18 protein-coding genes are annotated in these 18224 nt (G+C 41.8%); 10 read left to right on the top strand and 8 right to left on the bottom strand.

The features are described 5' to 3' along the window. Positions 1–48 precede the first annotated feature (48 nt). The 3 genes from VRUMOI_RS14100 to artM are packed head-to-tail and all read left to right on the top strand — an operon-like array spanning position 49 to position 2188. Positions 49–783, top strand: coding sequence for a lysine/arginine/ornithine ABC transporter substrate-binding protein (locus VRUMOI_RS14100; protein WP_089138998.1), 735 nt, complete (start codon positions 49–51; stop codon positions 781–783). Between the two features lie 17 nt (positions 784–800). Next, positions 801–1517 carry an arginine ABC transporter permease ArtQ gene (gene artQ / locus VRUMOI_RS14095; RefSeq protein ID WP_089138999.1) on the top strand — a complete coding sequence of 239 codons (717 nt, stop codon included), beginning with the start codon at positions 801–803 and terminating at the stop codon, positions 1515–1517. Beyond that, a complete protein-coding gene (artM, locus tag VRUMOI_RS14090) occupies positions 1514–2188 on the top strand; it encodes an arginine ABC transporter permease ArtM (RefSeq protein WP_089139000.1) in 675 nt (224 codons plus the stop codon). Before artQ ends, artM begins: the two co-directional genes overlap by 4 nt. Before the next feature lie 78 nt (positions 2189–2266). Here artM and VRUMOI_RS14085 read toward each other — a convergent pair whose 3' ends face one another. The 4 genes from VRUMOI_RS14085 to cysP all read right to left on the bottom strand — a co-directional run bounded on the left by VRUMOI_RS14085 (position 2267) and on the right by cysP (position 6213). Continuing rightward, a complete protein-coding gene (locus VRUMOI_RS14085; RefSeq protein ID WP_089139001.1) occupies positions 2267–3397 on the bottom strand; it encodes a sulfate/molybdate ABC transporter ATP-binding protein in 1131 nt (376 codons plus the stop codon). Continuing rightward, positions 3394–4278 (bottom strand): sulfate ABC transporter permease subunit CysW, encoded by an 885-nt coding sequence (cysW, locus tag VRUMOI_RS14080; protein ID WP_089139002.1) that lies wholly within the window; start codon positions 4276–4278, stop codon positions 3394–3396. The genes VRUMOI_RS14085 and cysW overlap by 4 nt, the downstream gene beginning before the upstream one ends. A 9-nt stretch (positions 4279–4287) precedes the next feature. Further along, entirely contained in the window at positions 4288–5139 is an 852-nt protein-coding gene (gene cysT / locus VRUMOI_RS14075) for a sulfate/thiosulfate ABC transporter permease CysT (protein WP_089139003.1), read from the bottom strand. Positions 5140–5211: 72 nt separating this feature from the next. Beyond that, positions 5212–6213 (bottom strand): thiosulfate ABC transporter substrate-binding protein CysP, encoded by a 1002-nt coding sequence (gene cysP / locus VRUMOI_RS14070; RefSeq protein WP_089139004.1) that lies wholly within the window; start codon positions 6211–6213, stop codon positions 5212–5214. A 209-nt stretch (positions 6214–6422) separates the two neighbouring features. Here cysP and cysM point away from each other — a divergent pair, with 209 nt between their 5' ends. The 4 genes from cysM (at position 6423) to VRUMOI_RS14050 (ending at position 10348) form a co-directional block, all read left to right on the top strand. After that, complete coding sequence (gene cysM / locus VRUMOI_RS14065; protein WP_089139005.1) at positions 6423–7313, top strand: cysteine synthase CysM; 891 nt, start codon at positions 6423–6425, stop codon at positions 7311–7313. 581 nt (positions 7314–7894) lie between these two features. Further along, a complete protein-coding gene (locus tag VRUMOI_RS14060) occupies positions 7895–8347 on the top strand; it encodes an ATP-dependent zinc protease family protein (protein WP_089139006.1) in 453 nt (150 codons plus the stop codon). Further along, a complete protein-coding gene (rimK, locus tag VRUMOI_RS14055; RefSeq protein WP_089139007.1) occupies positions 8344–9249 on the top strand; it encodes a 30S ribosomal protein S6--L-glutamate ligase in 906 nt (301 codons plus the stop codon). The genes VRUMOI_RS14060 and rimK overlap by 4 nt, the downstream gene beginning before the upstream one ends. Positions 9250–9301: 52 nt before the next feature. Further along, a complete protein-coding gene (locus VRUMOI_RS14050) occupies positions 9302–10348 on the top strand; it encodes a succinylglutamate desuccinylase/aspartoacylase family protein (RefSeq protein ID WP_162598450.1) in 1047 nt (348 codons plus the stop codon). A 105-nt stretch (positions 10349–10453) separates the two neighbouring features. Here the strand turns inward: VRUMOI_RS14050 and VRUMOI_RS14045 are convergent, their stop codons facing one another. Next, positions 10454–11008, bottom strand: coding sequence for an isochorismatase family protein (locus VRUMOI_RS14045; protein WP_089139008.1), 555 nt, complete (start codon positions 11006–11008; stop codon positions 10454–10456). A 59-nt stretch (positions 11009–11067) separates the two neighbouring features. Between VRUMOI_RS14045 and VRUMOI_RS14040 the strand changes: the two genes are divergently transcribed. After that, positions 11068–12093, top strand: a complete 1026-nt coding sequence (locus VRUMOI_RS14040) for an IS630 family transposase (protein WP_089139009.1) — start codon at positions 11068–11070, stop codon at positions 12091–12093. A 106-nt stretch (positions 12094–12199) separates the two neighbouring features. Here the strand turns inward: VRUMOI_RS14040 and VRUMOI_RS14035 are convergent, their stop codons facing one another. The 3 genes from VRUMOI_RS14035 to VRUMOI_RS14025 form a co-directional block, all read right to left on the bottom strand. Further along, positions 12200–14098 (bottom strand): MFS transporter, encoded by a 1899-nt coding sequence (locus VRUMOI_RS14035; RefSeq protein WP_089139010.1) that lies wholly within the window; start codon positions 14096–14098, stop codon positions 12200–12202. 238 nt (positions 14099–14336) lie between these two features. After that, positions 14337–14618 carry a pyrimidine/purine nucleoside phosphorylase gene (gene ppnP, locus VRUMOI_RS14030; protein ID WP_089139011.1) on the bottom strand — a complete coding sequence of 94 codons (282 nt, stop codon included), beginning with the start codon at positions 14616–14618 and terminating at the stop codon, positions 14337–14339. 73 nt (positions 14619–14691) lie between these two features. Then, positions 14692–15543 carry an alpha/beta hydrolase gene (locus VRUMOI_RS14025; protein ID WP_089139012.1) on the bottom strand — a complete coding sequence of 284 codons (852 nt, stop codon included), beginning with the start codon at positions 15541–15543 and terminating at the stop codon, positions 14692–14694. Positions 15544–15747: 204 nt separating this feature from the next. Here VRUMOI_RS14025 and VRUMOI_RS14020 point away from each other — a divergent pair, with 204 nt between their 5' ends. Next, positions 15748–16704, top strand: coding sequence for an AEC family transporter (locus VRUMOI_RS14020; RefSeq protein ID WP_089139013.1), 957 nt, complete (start codon positions 15748–15750; stop codon positions 16702–16704). Positions 16705–16870: 166 nt separating this feature from the next. Continuing rightward, positions 16871–18139, top strand: a complete 1269-nt coding sequence (yjeH, locus tag VRUMOI_RS14015) for an L-methionine/branched-chain amino acid transporter (protein ID WP_089139014.1) — start codon at positions 16871–16873, stop codon at positions 18137–18139. Positions 18140–18224: the final 85 nt, after the last annotated feature.

The following is an 18224-nucleotide window of genomic DNA, read 5'->3' as shown; positions in this document are numbered from 1 at the left end:
AAAACATTCAAATAGTAAAAAAATCACAGATATAAATGGAGTTATACAATGAAAAAAATTCTACTTGCTAGCTTAATTGCCCTTGCTTCTACTCATGCAATGGCTCAAGACGAAATCAAATTTGCCACTGAAGCGACTTATGCCCCGTTTGAATACATGGATGACAACAACCAAATTCAAGGCTTTGATATCGATCTCGCCAAAGCATTATGTGCAGAAATTGAAGCCAAGTGTACTTTCCAAAACCAAGCATTCGATAGCTTAATCCCGGCACTTAAATTCAAGCGTTACGATGCAGCCATTTCAGCAATGGATATTACCGAAGCTCGTCTAAAACAAGTGAGCTTCACCAATGCTTATTACGATAACGCCGCAGCATTTGTTTCAGTGAAAGGTAAAATCGCAGATCAAGCAGCACTAGAAGGTAAACGTGTTGGCGTTCAAAATGGTTCAACCCACCAAAGCTACCTCGTTGATCAAATGCCAGGCGTAACGGCCGTTCCTTACGCCAGCTACCAAGATGCCTTTATTGATATGCAAAATGGCCGTATTGATAGCGTCTTTGGTGATACTGCAGTAGTCGCCGAATGGTTCAAAAAAGAAGACGACCTAGCCTACGTTGGTGAACCGATTACTAACAAACAATACTTCGGCAATGGCTTTGGTATTGCAGTAAACAAAGATAATCAAGAATTGGTAGACCAACTGAATGCGGCACTAGAAAAAGTGAAGCAAAACGGTGAGTACAAAGCTATTTTTGATAAATACTTTGCTAGCAAATAATAAGTGGTAATGATTAAGTGATGTTCTCAGGTTACTCTCTAGCGTTAATTGACGCGAGCTGGCTGACAATTCAGCTCGCCTTTACTAGCCTTGCTGTGGGCTTGGTGCTTTCTATGATCTTTGCAGGTGGCGAAATGTCGCGCTTGAAATTGATCGCTTGGCCAACCACGGCTTTGGTAACGGTAATTCGAGGGTTGCCTGAGCTTCTTGTTGTCCTGTTCATTTTCTTCGGTTCAGGACAAATTTTGTTTTACATCACCGGTGAATATATTGAGATTAGTCCCTTTCTTTCAGGGGTGATCGCCTTATCATTAATCTTTGCTTCTTATGCTGCGCAAACCTTACGTGGCGCGCTGAAAGCCGTGCCGAAAGGACAAGCGGAAGCCGCAACGGCTTTAGGGCTTTCAAAACCAAGAGCCTTTGTTCGCATTGTTCTACCACAAGCCGTGCGTCATGCCCTACCCGGTTTAACTAACCAATGGCTAGTGTTATTGAAAGATACCGCATTGGTTTCTCTGATTGGCGTAACGGACCTATTGAAACAAGCCCAGCTCACTTCAGCCGCGACTCATCAAAGCTTTACTTGGTATGCAACAGCGGCGGCAGTTTATCTCGTGATCACATTAATCACTCAACGTATTATCGCAATACTCAATAAAAAATATCAGTTACAAGATGCCAATATGGTGTCAAATAAACCTAAGAAGAAACCGTCACTAGGAGCACAATCATGAACGAACAACATGTTTGGCAGCTACTTGATGGCTTACAAACCAGCATAGAATTAACTATCGTCGCGCTACTCGTCGGCTGTACTTTATCACTGTTGATGACCGTGACACTAATTGTACGCCTACCGGTCATTCATTGGTTCAGTCGTGGTTTGATCACTTTATTCACTGGCACGCCATTACTGGTACAAATCTTCCTAATTTATTATGGCCCGGGCCAGTTTGACTGGATTCGTGACAGCTTCATGTGGAATTGGTTAAGCCAACCTTGGTTTTGTGCCATGTTAGCCTTAGCGCTAAACACTGCCGCCTACAGCACTCAACTGTTTAAAGGGGCGTTTGATGCCATTCCATCTGGCCAATGGCAAGCTTGCCGTGCATTAGGTATGAATACCAAAACTACGTTGGGCGTTCTACTTCCGTACGCCATTCGCCGTGCTATCCCGGCTTACTCCAACGAAGTGATTTTGGTATTTAAAGGAACCTCTTTAGCCAGTACCATCACGATTATGGACTTAATGGGCTATGCGCAACGCATTAATGCCCAAACCTACGATACCTTAACGGTATTTGGTATTGCTGGCGCGTTTTACTTAATCGTCAATGGCATATTATCGCTAGTATTTCGTAAGGTAGAACAGAAAGTTTTGGCATTTGAATCGCAGAGTCATTAATGAATTTGATGTAAAACATAAAAAAGCGAGCTTTGAGGGCTCGCTTTTTACTATCCAGTCAACAATATTTATGGCGATTTAGATATCAAACATTAAGTTACCTGGCGCTAAGAATGGCCAACGCAATATCGAGGGTTCACCTTTTGCATCATCAGCAAAAAAGTAGCCGACTTGTGGGGTAGCATAAACGTCATCTCCACGACCAAATGATTGTTCATTTAATGCTTGATGTGTCAATTTCGCTTCCCATAAATCATTTGAGCCCCAACCAATCGGTGATAACTCTACACGAACTTCAGCCCCTACAGGGTTAATCGCAACCACTTTACATGGTAACGATGCCTGACTATTAGGTTTAGCCGAGATACTCACTTCATGACTTCGAATATAAAGCGCCCCGTCTTTTTGCGTTTTCTCCTCCATAGGTGGAAGAATAAAAGCATTTCCATCTTGCCAATGTTTGTTATTCCATTTGGCTTTGAATTGATTAACGTTGCCAAAGAAATCAAACACAAAACGGCTATTTGGGTGAGCGTAAAGCTCCACAGGTGAGTCCACTTGCTCTATTTTACCGTTACTCATAACCACAACACGGTCTGAAAGTTCTAAAGCTTCATCTTGATCATGGGTAACAAATACACTCGTAAAACCTAATTCATCATGTAAATTACGCAGCCAACGGCGCAGATCTTTACGGACTTTTGCATCCAACGCTCCAAATGGCTCATCCAGTAATAACACTTCAGGTTTAGTGGCTAATGCTCGTGCTAAAGCGATACGTTGCTTCTGCCCACCAGAAAGTTGTTCAGGGTAACGTCCGGCTAAATGCCCAAGCTGAACTATCTCTAATAACTTCTTTACACGTTGACTAATTTCGGCAGCGCTCGGGCGTACAGAACGATCCATAACTTGTAAGCCGAAAGCAACATTATCCGCAACCGTCATATGACGAAATAACGCGTAATTTTGAAACACAAATCCTACGCGGCGATCACGTACGTGCACATTGGTGACATCCTTATCACCAAAATGAATAGAGCCTGTATTGGCATTTTCTAATCCAGCAATAATGCGCAGCAACGTGGTTTTACCCGAACCTGATGGCCCTAATAGCCCTATCATTTCACCATTTTCAATATCTAACGAGAGCGGTGAAAGTGCCTCAAAGTTGCCAAATTTCTTGGAAATATTGTTTAAACGAATACTCATAAATCACCTTGTTGCTTCTGTTGAGACTGCTGACCATTGATATGGTTTCGTTCTTGTCGCCACTCAACAAATGCTTTCAAAATCAAAGTTAATAAAGCGATAAACGCCAATAACGATGCACTGGCAAAAGCGGCTTCTGCTTGGTAATCCTCATACAATAATTGAACATGTAATGGTAACGTATTGGTTTCACCGCGAATATTGCCAGACACCACCGCCACGGCACCAAATTCACCCACTGCACGCGCATTCGTCAAAATCACACCGTAAATCAAAGCCCACTTAATATTTGGCAGTGTTACGCGACGAAATAATTGCCACCAAGAGGCGCCTAAAATCACGGCTGCCTCTTCATCCGACTGACCTTGTTGCTGCATCAGCGGAATCAACTCTCGCGCCACAAATGGGCAAGTCACAAACACCGTTACCAGTAAAATTCCCGGCCAAGCAAACATAATTTGTAAGTCATGTTCAAATAACCATTCACCTAACCAACCACTGCTTCCGTACAAGAGTAAATACAAAAGACCGGCAACCACAGGCGAAACAGCAAACGGTATATCAATTAAGGTGATTAAAAACTTACGACCAATAAAATCAAACCGAGTGACCGACCAAGCCAGCATTACGCCGAACACCAAATTAATTGGTACGGTCAGTAATGCCACAATCAACGTTAGTCCAATAGCATGAAGCGTATCTGGCTCACTCAAGTTATTAAAATAGGTAGAGATCCCACTTGCAAAAGCTTGTTGAAAAATACTGATAAGTGGAATAACCAAAAGAATGGCGACGAAAAAAAGCGCAAGAGAGATTAAACTCCATTTGACTAACGGCTTCTCACCAATACGTGAAGACCTAATATGTGAAGATCTGGACATCCTATCCCCTTACTTACCGTGAATACGGCGTAAATAAGCGCCTTGCCATAGATTAATTAGCAATAACAATGACAATGAAGTGAGAAGAACAACCGAAGCAATAGCACTGGCCGCAGGGAAGTCAAACTCTTGCAAGCGAACAAATATCATTAATGATGTGATTTCACTAACGTATGGCATATTGCCTGCGATAAAAATCACCGCCCCGAACTCACCTAAACTACGTGTAAATGACAAAGCAACACCGACTATCAAGGCTGGACGAATGGAAGGCATAATAACTTTCCAAAACACGCCCCAGTCAGATGCACCGAGTGTCACACCCGCTTCTTCTTCCTCTTGAGAAATTTCTTCTAAGACGGGTTGAACAGTACGTACTACAAACGGAATACTCGTAAAAGCCATGGCTACGATAATACCTAAGGGTGTATACGCGACTTTAATACCAACATCTTCTAAAAGACTTCCAATCCACCCATTACTTGAGTACAAGGTCGCTAACGTTATCCCCGCCACCGCGGTTGGTAGTGCAAATGGCAAATCGACTAAAGCATCTAAAATACGTTTTCCGGGAAACTGATACCGAACTAAAACCCAAGCGAGTAATAAACCTAAGGCACCATTAAACAACGAAGCAATAAACGCGGCTCCAACCGTGACTTTATAACTGGCTACTACCCTAGGATCGGCAATGACATACCAGTATTCACTGAATGACATACCTTTTGTTTGCATCACTAACCCCGTTGCAGGTAGTAGGAGAATCAAACTCACAAATAGCAGAGATATGCCTAAACTAATGGCAAAACCCGGTAGTACTCGTTGCTGTTTTGGGCGAGAAAGTGCGTGAGATCCGCTCATAAACCCTCAAAAAATCTATCACAATGAATGGTTACCCCAATCAAGCGGTAACCATATACTAAGAAATGCAGATTAACGGCGTTGTAATTGATCGAGTTTCGCGCCATTTCCAAACTGTGTTTTCATCGCATTCTCCCAACCACCTGCAATTTCTTCTACTGTAAGCAATTGAACTTCTGGGAATCGATCAGCAAATTCAGCTTTTACTTTTTCATCATGAACACGGTAATTAAAGCCTGCGAGCATACGCTGAGCTTCTTCACTGTATAAGTAAGAAAGGTATTCTGTCGCAACTTCAGTGGTTCCATTGCGTTTCGCATTTCGCTCAACAACGGCAACAGGGAACTCGGCAAGAATTGATGTTTTGGGTACCACTACTTCGTAATTATCTTCACCATATTGCTTACGAATATTGTTAACTTCAGATTCAAACGTGATAAGAACATCACCGATCTTACGTTCAACAAATGAGGTTGTTGCCCCACGACCACCAGTATCAAATACCGCAACGTTGGCGAGCATTTTCTTTAGAAATTCATCTTGCTTAGCTTCATTTTCTTTACCAAATGATTTTTGTGCATAACCCAGTGCTGCTAAATAGGTATAACGAGCATTACCTGAAGTCTTAGGGTTAGGAAATACTGAAGACACGCCTTCACGAGCTAAGTCCCCCCAGTTTTGAATATTTTTTGGGTTACCTTTGCGAACTAAAAATGCAGTTGTTGAATAATATGGAGAGCTAGCATTAGGTAATTTACTTTGCCAGTTGGCAGGAATCAATTTCCCTTTATCATGTAGTACCTGAACGTCCGTAACCTGATTAAAGGTCACGACATCTGCCGATAACCCTTGAAGAATCGAACGCGCTTGGGCAGAAGAACCGCCATGAGATTGTTTAATTTCAATGGTATTTCCCGTTTTTTCTTGCCAATGTTTAGCAAAAATTGGGTTATAAGTGGCAAACAACTCACGAGCAATATCGTAAGAAGAGTTCAAGATCGTTTGCTCTGCCGCAGACACGTTAAATGAGCCCGCAATAAGCAAGGCGGCAAACACTGATTTTATTTTTTTCATTATATTCATACTCCTAATTCACTTTTCAAGGTGACATCCTTTGTGACTAGAGTATGTTTATAAATTCTTAATAACAAAGGTTATAAATAGAACTTTTTGGAATATTATCAAACCATAAATTGTTTACCTTATTTCTATTTACCATTGTATTAATAAGGATAATAGATACACAATAGCAATTGACAATATACCAACATAGAGGGATACCAGTGTCTGAATTTCTAACGATTGAATCTTATGTCGGTCACACGCCTTTAGTCAGACTGCAGCGGCTTGTAGTCGATAATCAAAGTACTGTGCTCGTTAAGCTCGAAGGCAATAACCCTGCTGGTTCAGTTAAAGATCGACCTGCGCTCAATATGATTACTCAAGCAGAAAAGCGTGGAACGATCACCCCTGGGGATACCATTATCGAAGCAACCAGTGGTAACACAGGTATCGCATTAGCCATGGCTGCGGCGATTAAAGGCTACAAGATGATCCTAATCATGCCTGATAACTCGACTCAAGAACGCAAAGACTCAATGAAAGCCTATGGTGCAGAACTTATCTTGGTCACTAAAGAGCAAGGAATGGAAGGTGCTCGAGATTTAGCACTACAAATGCAAAGTGAAGGTAAAGGTATTGTCCTTGATCAGTTTAATAATGCAGATAACCCAGATGCACACTTCAACTCAACTGGCCCAGAAATCTGGCGACAAAGCCATGGGAAAATCACTCACTTTGTTTCGAGCATGGGAACAACTGGAACGATAGTTGGTGTTTCTCGTTATCTTAAATCGCAAAATCCTGATATTTGTATTGTTGGATTACAGCCTTCAGAAGGGAGTGCTATTCCGGGTATTCGCCGCTGGCCTACAGAATATTTACCAGGTATTTATGATGATTCAACTATCGATATGGTTATCGACATTGACCAGGAATCCGCAGAAATAACCGCGAGAGCCTTAGCTCAAAAAGAAGGTATTAGTGCCGGCGTTAGTTCTGGCGGTGCCGTTTATGCCGCAATTGACATTGCTAAAAATAATCCAGGTTCAGTAGTGGTTGCCATTGTCTGTGATAGAGGTGATCGCTACCTGTCTTCAGGGCTGTTTTCTTAATGACAGAGGCCTCGAGGTGTAGCTTGTTGCTATACGAGAAGCCAGTAACTCAGTAGGAATGGTCAACAAACGCTGCCTAATGGGGTCGGCTAAATTTGATTTCCATTCCTATAATCGCACCAAAACCTATCACCTTTTGTCCCCAAACCGTGCAAAAAAATTCAAACTTTATCTCCTAGACGACTGAAAAAACAACAATCCATTTAAAAACAAACAATTAAAAACTTGGCATGCATTCTGCTTATTAATAAATGAATACATGGCAGTATTCGTGAGGCCAATCTAGTCCCTTGATTGGTTCATGTTATTTTCCTTTGAGGTACCTTTCCCACCCTATGTGGGAAAGGTTTTTTTTCTTGTTATGTCATCATTTTTATCAACAATATTTTTTATCGTAAAAACAAAAACTTTTCACAAGACGTGCAAAAAAAATATTGATAAATTCGCGCCAAACATCACCCCTCACGTTAATCATTTGTTATAGTCTATACACACAATTTTTATATGATTATTAAATAGCATTGATTTTCAGGCATTCTCCCCATGAATGCGTTTATTTATCCAACCTTAGCGATATACATATGACAAAAAAAATCATTGTAGGATGGCGGGAAATGTTGGCTTTACCTGAGCTTGGCATTGAACAAATCAAAGCAAAAATTGATACCGGTGCACGCAGTTCTTGCTTGCATACTTTTAAAATTGAACCTTATGAACAAGATGGCGAGCTTTGGGTTCGTTTTTGGATTCATCCACAACAAAAGAACGATGAGCTTGTCAAAGAGTGTGTCGCTAAAGTGATCGACCAGCGAACCGTAAAAGATTCTGGTGGCCATGAAGAGCAACGCTATGTCATCGAAACCATGCTAGCTTTTAATGGTGAGCAGTGGCCAATTGAGGTCACGCTAACCAATAGAGAAAATATGTTATTTAGAATGTTGCTTGGCCGCACGGCAATGCATCATCGTATTATTGTCGACCCTACGGCATCATTTTTAATTGCTTCACCTTTAACTAAGGATAACGATTTATGAAAATCGGAATTTTATCTCGCAACCGCTCTTTGTACTCAACTAAGCGTTTAATTGAAGCTTGTCAAAACCGAGGCCACGAAGTCAAAGTGATCGATGCTCTGCGTTGTTATATGAATATTAATTCAGACAAACCAGAAATCCATTTTAAAGGTGAAGAACTGAAAGACTTCGATGCTATCGTGCCTCGTATTGGCGCCTCTGTAACGTTTTATGGCACCGCCGTTTTACGTCAGTTTGAAATGATGGGCGTCTATCCAGTCAATGAATCTGTCGCCATTACACGCTCTCGTGACAAATTGCGTTCTATGCAATTGTTATCGCGCAAAGGTGTAGGCATGCCGATCACTGGGTTTGCAAGTAAGCCAGATGACATTAAAGACTTACTTGAAATGGTCGGCGGCGCTCCTGTTGTGATCAAATTGCTAGAAGGCACGCAAGGCATTGGTGTGGTTCTCGCAGAAACCCGTAAAGCGGCAGAAAGTGTGGTTGAAGCCTTTATGGGACTTAAGGCCAACATCATGGTGCAAGAATATATTAAAGAAGCCGGCGGCGCAGATATTCGTTGCTTTGTCATCGGAGACAAAGTCATTGCGGCAATGAAACGACAAGCAAGTGAAGGTGAATTCCGCTCTAATTTGCACCGTGGCGGAACCGCGTCTCTGGTTCGCATTACACCAGAAGAACGTAAAACAGCGGTAGCAGCAGCGAAAATCATGGGCTTAAATGTGGCAGGTGTTGACCTTCTTCGTTCTTCTCGTGGTCCTTTGGTGATGGAGGTGAACTCATCACCAGGTCTTGAAGGAATTGAAGCGGCAACAGGGAAAGATGTCGCAGGTATGATCGTTGATTTTATTGAAAAGAACGCATCAGCAAAAGGAACAAAAACTCGTGGGCGTGGTTAACTCAGGACGTGGCGAAAAGAAAAGAGTGAGAAAGAATTCACCTTTTAAATTTATGGACCACACCGTGCAAGCCGGTGAAAGAAAAGTACTCGAAATTGAAGCAGCAAAACTTTACACCCACTCGCCGTTATCTATTCCGGTTGAGATCATTCATGGTAAACAAGCCGGACCAGTATTAATGGTTAATGCGGCGATTCATGGTGATGAACTAAATGGGGTGGAAATTGTTCGACAATTAATTGAAAAAGTTGATGCGAACAAACTTAAAGGTACTTTAATTGCCGTACCGATTGTGAATGTGTTTGGCTTTATTCATAAATCTCGCTATTTGCCGGATCGCCGCGATCTCAATCGCTGTTTTCCAGGAACAGAAAAAGGCTCTTTGGCATCTCGTATTGCTCATACCTTTTTCACCGATGTTGCGAAAAAAGCCGATTACATTATTGATTTGCACACTGGTGCAATACACCGGACGAACTTGCCGCAAATACGTGCGTGCTTAGACAATGCGGACACATTACGAATGGCACAAGCGTTCGGTACGCCTGTGATTATTGATGCGGCATTACGCGATGGCTCATTACGTGCTGAAGCAGAAAAAAGCGGCATTCCGGTGCTGACTTATGAAGCAGGCGAAGCACTACGCTTTGAGCCAATTGCGATTAACGCTGGCATTTTAGGTGTCTTGCGTGTGATGCAAGAGTTGGGTATGCATCGTCCTAGCCGCAAGAAAGTACCTGAATCGGTGATAGCTAAATCAACCAACTGGGTACGAGCGGAAAGTGACGGTATTTTACGTACCATGGTGACTTTGGGTGACCGAGTCAATAAAGGCCAAGTGCTTGCTTATATTAGCTCGCCTCTTGGTCACGAAGAAATCACCATGATTGCCCCAAAAGATGGCATTGTGATTGGCCAACAAACGCTCCCACTAGTGAACGAAGGTGATGCGGTATTCCATCTTGCCTACTTTACTGAAGACAATGATTCGGTCAGTGAAAAGGTCGATACTTATATCGACCAAGTCATTGAACATGTAGAAGCGAAAGAAGAAAGTATTACGACTGGGTTTATTGCTGTACCAAATCAAACTCGCTAAATCTAACGCACTAAAAATCAAGAACAAAAAGGCCAAGTATGACAAACATACTTGGCCTTTATTTTTAACTCATTTTGTTTGTAAATACAGAAAAGTTAGTGGTATTTATGCACTTAATAAAGCAAGTACATCCTGAGTTGAGCCCGTTTCAGCTAAACGCGGGAAGATTAAATTAACGCTGTTATTATGCGTCTCTAGATTCAAATCTGTCATGGCATCGGTTGCTAACGTTACGTTATACCCTAATTCCCATGCCTGACGAGCGGTTGATTCCACACCAATGCTTGTCGCGACACCAACAACGACAACTTGAGTGACCTCGTTCGCTTTCAAATATTCGTCTAAATCGGTGTTGGTGAATGCGCCCCACGTTTTTTTCGTCACTAAATGGTCACTAGGCTGAATATTTAAACGGTCATCAAGATCAGCCCAATCAACAGGAAGTTCACCATGTGAGGCGGTCTGCTCATTACGGCCCGGCGCACCACCAGCAACATTCACTAAAACCACCGGTTGCTGCTTTTCACGAAACGCATGAATTAACTGGCAAGATTTTTCCACAACAGGATCCGTGTCATGACAGGTTGGCAGCGCTAAAATGCCCTTTTGTAAATCAATAACAATCAATGCTGTTTTAGGATCAAGAACAGTAATAGACATATACCCGTGATCATTGAAGATGCTTGATTTTATCCTTTAACAGGATCATGCTAACGAACATGAAAATAGAATTATCCAACCAGAAGAAGAAACAGCTCGAGCGGATGCATGACTCTGCACGTGATGGTCGAGTCCGTGACCGCATTAAAGCGGTCTTGCTTGCGTCTGAAGGTTGGTCAAATTCTATGATTTCTCAAGCTTTGCGAATTCATGAAACCACCGTTACCCGTCATATCAATGATTATCTTCAATCTGAAAAATTGATGCCTGAAAATGGTGGCTCACAAAGTAAGCTTAATGCTGCTGAAACTATGTCATTAATTGAGCATCTTACTGAACATACCTATTTTCATACTCATCAAATAGTTGATTACGTTCAGTCTGAATTTCAGGTCACCTATACGGTTGCTGGTATGAACAAATGGCTACATCACAATGGTTTTTCTTACAAACAACCTAAAGGTGTTCCACACAAACTTGATCCTGAAGCTCAAGAGGCTTTTATTCAGCATTATCAAGAGCTGAAACAGCTAAATGAGCCGATTTTATTTATGGATGCTGTACATCCAAGCCAAGCGACTAAAATTACTTACGGTTGGATCCGCAAAGGCAAAGATAAAGTAATTGAAACGACAGGTAGTCGTACTCGATTGAACTTTGTCGGAGCTCTAAATCTCGCTGATATAGCTGCAACTGTAACCGAAAGTTATGACACGATTAATAGTGAGAGTATTGCTCGTTTCTTTTGGAAACTAAAAAAAGAGCATTATCCATTAGAACAAAAGGTTCACGTTATTCTCGATGGTGCTGGTTATCACCGAAGTCAGCTGGTAAAAGATTTTGCGTGTATGCTCAATATCGAGTTGCATTATTTGCCCCCTTACAGTCCAAATTTAAACCCAATAGAACGACTGTGGAAGGTCATGCATGAGCATGCCCGAAATAATGTTTACTTCCCAACAAAAGCATCCTTTAAGGATGCAATAAATAGATTTTTTGATGTGACTTTACCAAAAGTTGCAGGCTCACTGACGACTAGAATTAATGACAATTTTCAGGTCCTGCAACCTGCATCTTCAAGTTAATTGGGTATAAACACTCCGGAAATAAGCTTTAACTAAGATAAAAATTACATTTTGTTACATTCATCATTGTACTTGATAAACCGCATTACTGTTAATTTTATCATTGCTATCTTTTGTCGTGATTTGAAGCCTTTAATGATGAATTTTGCCCTACCGCCATTTTTTCATTTTCTGACAAATCAAATACTGGTTCAGCGAGAGAATGCTCTGCTTTCGCTTCTTCGATAATGTCCGCCACTTGCTGTGCGTGTTCAGGTGCAGTTTGTTCAACAGTCGAAAGGAGATCAGCGACGGTACGATCAGATTTTGCCGCTTCTCTATCTGCTGCTCGCATATTTCCAGTACTTTCTGCCACATTACCCACGAGATGCTGAGTAAATTCCGATAACTTTTCTGGGTGTGTTTCCGCTAAAGTTTCCATCACACCTAATGATTCATGCTCATTAGCGGTAGTAATTGACGCAAGCGAGGAATAAGCCCCTTCAGGTTCTTTTTCTATTAACCATGAGGCGAGTTGTTCAGCTTGTGAATAATCGAGTTCACTAATTGTAGCCACGTATTCATCCAGCCGTTCTGGAGAACGTAATGACAACACTCGATATAATGCAATTAGATCTAACTGGTTTAAATCGGGTGTCCGTTTAATCAGTGGAATCAACCATTCAGGGTTATCATGCAAAATTACGTTTAAATAGCGAATCGCTTCATTGTTATCTTGCGCGAGTAATTGAGTAAATTGTTCCGCTGCTGATTCAAAAAAGGTGGATTGCTCTTGATATTCCACCCGAGGATCAAGCTCTTCAGACACCGAAGATGGCGTATGCATCACAAAATGCTCTTGCTCTTCGACTGGACGAGATTGTCTTACGGTCATGCGATATAAAATAAAGCCCACTAAGCTAAATTCAATCAAACTCAGCAGTGAAAATAAGGCATCATTGCCCCAAGTCTTAATCACCAAAGAACCAGAATATGGCCCGATAATACAGCCAACGGCATAAACACATAATAAGCCAGACAGCACTGGTACTAGTTGAGTTTTCAGCGCACGGTCAAAGGTTTCAGAAATACTTAGTGGGTATAAACACGCGATAATCCCCATCATCACAGCCACTAATCCAAGCGAAACAATGAACATCGGCTGACTTAAACTAAAGCCTAGAAACAATGTCGAAAGCAGCAATACACAGCACACGGATAGAATCACTTTTCGGCGTTCAAATCGGTCCGATAAATAACCAATTGGCAATTGCAATACAATTCCACCAGCGGTTGCCGCCCCCATAAACATGGAAATTTGTAGCTTATCCATCCCGATATCATTGGCATAAAGCGGAAGGATATTCATCACCATGGAATACAGCACGCCACAAAGAAAACAGGCGATAAAACCCAATGGAGAAAGCCGAAAAAGACCAAGAAAAGAGATCGATTTAAAGGTTTCAATTTTAGGTTCAAAGTGGGAAATAAAGACCACAGGACTGATCGAGATGCTGAACAGCAACCCACAAATGATAAATAATGTCGCTTCACTCGGTGGTGCCAGAACCAAACCAAACTGACCGAGCGTAATCGCGGCTAAAATGACGACCTGATTAATCGCGAGTACTTTCCCTCGATTCGATTCTGTTGATACACTGTTGTACCAGGTATCCAGTGTACCCGTCGCACAAGCGATACAAAATCCCATTACCGCCCGCGCAACCGACCAAACGTAAGTATTGAAATCTAATCCCATGATCAAAATCGCAGTGGCGGCTAAACTGCCGCACATCGCAAAGGTACGAACTAAACCAATACGACGTAAAATCTTTTTGGCCCAAATCGCACCAAGTAAAAAACCGACAGAATAGAGCGATAAAATAATACCTATCGATTGTACATCGACGCCTTCATCGGCAAGCTTCACAGGCAGTAACAAGCCACTTAAACCGTGACTCATCATTAAGAAAAAAGAACTGATACAGAGCAGTATCAGAGGACGAATTGCCGCGATTGCACTCATTATATTCCTTTACACACGTCGAGCTTATATTGGCATCATGCCGCTCAAGGATTTTCAGATAGAAAGGTCAATCATCCCATTGATATGAGAGGATTACAAATTGTGGTTTTTTCAACGCTGTTTTTACACATTCAGAGCAAATCAACGTTAAGGCGAGTAGATATATTGGGAGTGATAAAAATGGGCCGTTTATTGGCCCATACTTTAAAATAGACGAGATAGTTTCAGACAATACAACTCACAAATACTCACACAAATAAGCCGTATCGACAGACACTTGTAGATCAAACGATGAATCACCGATCACATTGAATGATTCACCCGCTTGGTAGGTAATCCATTCTTGTGTATTAGGCAACTTCACAGTCAAAGCGCCTTTAATTACTGTCATTCTTTCTGGCGCAGCGGTACCAAAAGTATATTCACCTGCGGCCATGACACCAACACTGCTTTCACCATCTTCTTGAGTAAAACCGAGTGATTTTACCTTGCCATCAAAGTAGGTATTTTCTTTTATCATCTTCATATCCTTATGAAACACTATTTAATTGATTTGCCTATGTTGTATACAAACCTAGGCAAGAGCTCAAGTTTTATTTTTGCGTTAACTGATTAAAACTTTCCATGACTTCTTGTGATTTCATAATGCGGCTATGTCCATAACTCGCCGTCGACACTAATTCTACCCACGAACTTTGGCTTGCCATCTCTTCGCTAATTGAGAAATTGGCAATTTTATCCTCTGGATCATGAACTATCATCGTAACTGCTTGACGATCAAGTAAGTGTTGCTGTGGATTAATACGTTGAAGTGGGTATTGATATTCCTGTTCAACTTCCGCAATCACGGCATTAAATAGCTTCATTGAAAAACCTGAACGATGGACGGCTTGCACCAGGTTTTCTAAGTAATTTAAAACCGGTGCCACCAGCAATAAAGGCACAGATTGAAACTTCTGATGCTTAGATTCAAGTACAGCCGCGCTGCCCATGCTGTGTGCCACAATACCTACAATTTCATCACAAGAATCTGCAATAACTTCCAATGCATCAACAAAAGCAGGTAAATGGCCAAATTGACCTTCACTCTCACCGTGACCAGCATAATCAAACGCAAGTGCAGTAAAGCCTTGTTGAGCAATGTGTTCCATTAATGGATAAAACTGAGAAGTGGAACCCGACCAACCATGAGTTATCAGCCATGTGGGTCCAGTGCCTAATTTATAAGTGGTCAGTTTGCCTTGAGAGCTGTTCACTATACTGCGTTGCAAACCTTTTGGTTCTAGGTTCTTCACTTTTAGACGTGCCGGAGTGAGTAATAGCTTCTTTGCCGTTTTTATCGCATGTTTACGCGCTAATGTGTGATGCAACCGAGTCGAAACGTTCACCAAGCTACGCTTTAAGCTAAAACGACTTGGGGTATTAAAATATATTTTATTGCTCATCAAACATCCTATTTTAAAAAGCGGCCAATCATGGGCTTCCGATTATTGAAAAGCCGAACATAGTTACAATCATGAGAACCAAAGGCAAGCGTTTATACATTTATCGTTTTTAAATGATGTATTTATCAACATCTCCATTTTTTATTTCGCCTAGATGTGATAAAAATGTTAACTCCTTCGCCACTGATATTTAATGGATTAATCATGTCAGGCATTATTGAGCAATTCCTATTTTCAGCCTCGATCACCGGCCCTATTTGCTTAATGTTACTTCTCGGCATATTGCTCAGACGTTTTAATATTATTAACGATACCTTTATCGATACGGCTTCAAAGCTTGTCTTCAAAGTGACTTTACCGGCGTTACTCTTTTTAAGCATCATAAAATCCAACTCCATCAGCGACAGCAGTTTTCCTCTGGTCACTTACGGCCTTATCGCCAACATTGCCTTTTTTCTATTTTCTACCATCACGGTAAAGCTGTTACTCAAACAAAACAGCCAACACGGTGTGATCATCCAAGGTGCGTTTCGTTCCAATACCGGCATCATCGGCCTTGCTTATGTTGCAAATGCTTATGGCGATCACGGCGTCGCGATTGCGGCGATCTATGTCGCGGCAATTACCGTTCTCTATAATATTTTGGCGGTCATTACTTTATCACCACGAAGCCAACAATCTAATTTTGGCACTTATCGAAATATGCTGATATCGATTATTAAAAATCCACTGATCATTGCAATTGTCTTAGCCTTTGCAATTCATGAAGTCTCCATTACAGTACCACCAATGTTGATTCATACCGGACAATACTTTGCCAATATGACACTGCCACTCGCCTTGTTGTGTACTGGCGGGTCGTTAAATATTGGGGAACTTCGTCACGATAAAGCCTCCAATATTATCTCAAGCAGTTATAAGCTCATTTTATGCCCATTGTTAATCACACTCGGTGGCTTCTTTTATGGATTTCGTGGACTTGAGCTGGGAATACTCTTCTTTATGACCGCCTCTCCTGCCGCTGCCGCCAGCTATGTCATGGCAAGGGCAATGGGAGGAAATGCTACCTTAGCCGCAAATATCATCGCTCTAACGACCGTTGGATCAATGGTGACGACCACATTCGGGATTGTCATTCTGTCGAGCTTTGGGGTGATGTAACATTTAAATTAAAAAATATTCAGCCACTTAAATCCACTCTCCATCGTGCATTTAAGATTGATTGACAGGCTCGACCCGTTAAACTCGAACAGCGTTGATACTCATTTTCCTGTGGATTTCGTTTCTCAACTCGCTTTTATTACTTCAATTTCCTCTAAGAGCCTTTATGAGCCAAGAATTAAAAAAAGAAATCACTTTATTAGGTGGTGTGGGACAACTTTCAACGACCTTATTGGGGACTGGGTTATTCATGATCCCAGCTATTGCTGCGAATTTAGCAGGCGTATGGTCGCTATGGGCTTGGTTCATTCTATTGTTGGCCATTTGCCCTATTGCGCTTACTTTTGCCCTACTCGGCAGGCAGTTTCCAAATGCGGGTGGCACCGCTTACTTTGTTCGTAAAGCGTTTAATAGCAAAGTCGAACGTAGTGTCGCTTGGCTGTTTTTGAGTGTCTTACCCGTTGGTTTGCCTGCGGCACTCACTCTTGCAGGCGGCTTTGGTAAAGAACTGCTGCCTGCTTTGATGGCCCACCAATATATTGCCGAAATCATCAGCTTGTTGTTAATTCTAGGCTTGACCTTACTAGGTAGTAAATCTTCATCACAATTCCAAGCCTTAATTGCCTTCAGTATTTTAGCTTTAGTCGGGGTGTTCTTTTGGAAAGGCGATATTGGCTGGCAAGATATTCCTATGCCGAATTTAAATGCTTCTGCGGCGTTACCACTTGGCAGCGCGCTGGCCGTCATGTTTTGGTGCTTTGTTGGCATAGAAGCGTTTTCTCATATGGGAGAAGAGTTCAAAAATCCGCAACGTGATTTCCCTATTGCAATCATTCTTGGCTGTTTTTTAGCGGGCTTTATTTATTGGGCTTGTTCTGTCGTCATTTTAAAATTTCATGCATTTGCACCAAACGTTGCCGCGCATAGTTCGATTCCTTGGCTGAGTGAACGATTACTTGGTAATGGTTTAAGCATGCTGATCACGGTGATCGGTTACTTTGCTTGCTTTGCCAGCATCAATTTATATACACAAAGTATGATTCGTTTAGTTTGGGCTCAAGCCAGAGAATATCGTCCAACTAACCGCCTGGCTGCCCTATCTAAACGTGGCGTGCCATCATGGGCCACTTATGCGGTGGCGACAGTATTATTCCTCTCAATTAGCATTGGGCATATTATTCAGCTAGATCTGGAAGTGTTAGTGAAGCTGGCCAACAGCGTATTCGTATTGTTATATTTGTTGGCAATGTTATCTGCGTACCGTTTACTAAAAGGCTGGGCAAAATATTTAGCAGGATTTTCTACACTCCTGTGCGTCATTGTATTTGCCTGTTTAGGCTGGAGTATGTTGTACGCTCTGGTTATTTTTGGATTACTTATGCTACCTTGGAAGCGAGTGATAACACCGCCTACTGCCCGCTCTAGTTCTCATTAAATTTTGTCATAACATTACTGTTCAAAAGAAATGAACTTTGAAACACAAAGACGCTGACCAATTGAAAACTTTGCTATACACTCTG

The organism is Vibrio rumoiensis (genome assembly GCF_002218045.2).
Lineage (GTDB): Bacteria > Pseudomonadota > Gammaproteobacteria > Enterobacterales > Vibrionaceae > Vibrio > Vibrio rumoiensis.
The sequence above is the reverse complement of the archived record's forward strand: the minus strand, read 5'-3'. Positions and strand labels throughout refer to the sequence as shown.

Bases quoted from the DNA above. Each gene is read 5' to 3' on its own strand.
- cysT (WP_089139003.1), bottom strand. From the start codon at position 5,139: ATGAGCGGATCTCACGCACTTTCTCGCCCAAAACAGCAACGAGTACTA.
- VRUMOI_RS14085 (WP_089139001.1), bottom strand. From the start codon at position 3,397: ATGAGTATTCGTTTAAACAATATTTCCAAGAAATTTGGCAACTTTGAG.
- VRUMOI_RS14040 (WP_089139009.1), top strand. From the start codon at position 11,068: ATGAAAATAGAATTATCCAACCAGAAGAAGAAACAGCTCGAGCGGATG.
- VRUMOI_RS14060 (WP_089139006.1), top strand. From the start codon at position 7,895: ATGACAAAAAAAATCATTGTAGGATGGCGGGAAATGTTGGCTTTACCT.
- VRUMOI_RS14020 (WP_089139013.1), top strand. From the start codon at position 15,748: ATGTCAGGCATTATTGAGCAATTCCTATTTTCAGCCTCGATCACCGGC.
- yjeH (WP_089139014.1), top strand. From the start codon at position 16,871: ATGAGCCAAGAATTAAAAAAAGAAATCACTTTATTAGGTGGTGTGGGA.
- cysP (WP_089139004.1), bottom strand. From the start codon at position 6,213: ATGAAAAAAATAAAATCAGTGTTTGCCGCCTTGCTTATTGCGGGCTCA.
- VRUMOI_RS14045 (WP_089139008.1), bottom strand. From the start codon at position 11,008: ATGTCTATTACTGTTCTTGATCCTAAAACAGCATTGATTGTTATTGAT.
- ppnP (WP_089139011.1), bottom strand. From the start codon at position 14,618: ATGATAAAAGAAAATACCTACTTTGATGGCAAGGTAAAATCACTCGGT.
- VRUMOI_RS14025 (WP_089139012.1), bottom strand. From the start codon at position 15,543: ATGAGCAATAAAATATATTTTAATACCCCAAGTCGTTTTAGCTTAAAG.
- artM (WP_089139000.1), top strand. From the start codon at position 1,514: ATGAACGAACAACATGTTTGGCAGCTACTTGATGGCTTACAAACCAGC.
- VRUMOI_RS14050 (WP_162598450.1), top strand. From the start codon at position 9,302: ATGGACCACACCGTGCAAGCCGGTGAAAGAAAAGTACTCGAAATTGAA.
- rimK (WP_089139007.1), top strand. From the start codon at position 8,344: ATGAAAATCGGAATTTTATCTCGCAACCGCTCTTTGTACTCAACTAAG.
- cysW (WP_089139002.1), bottom strand. From the start codon at position 4,278: ATGTCCAGATCTTCACATATTAGGTCTTCACGTATTGGTGAGAAGCCG.
- VRUMOI_RS14035 (WP_089139010.1), bottom strand. From the start codon at position 14,098: ATGAGTGCAATCGCGGCAATTCGTCCTCTGATACTGCTCTGTATCAGT.
- VRUMOI_RS14100 (WP_089138998.1), top strand. From the start codon at position 49: ATGAAAAAAATTCTACTTGCTAGCTTAATTGCCCTTGCTTCTACTCAT.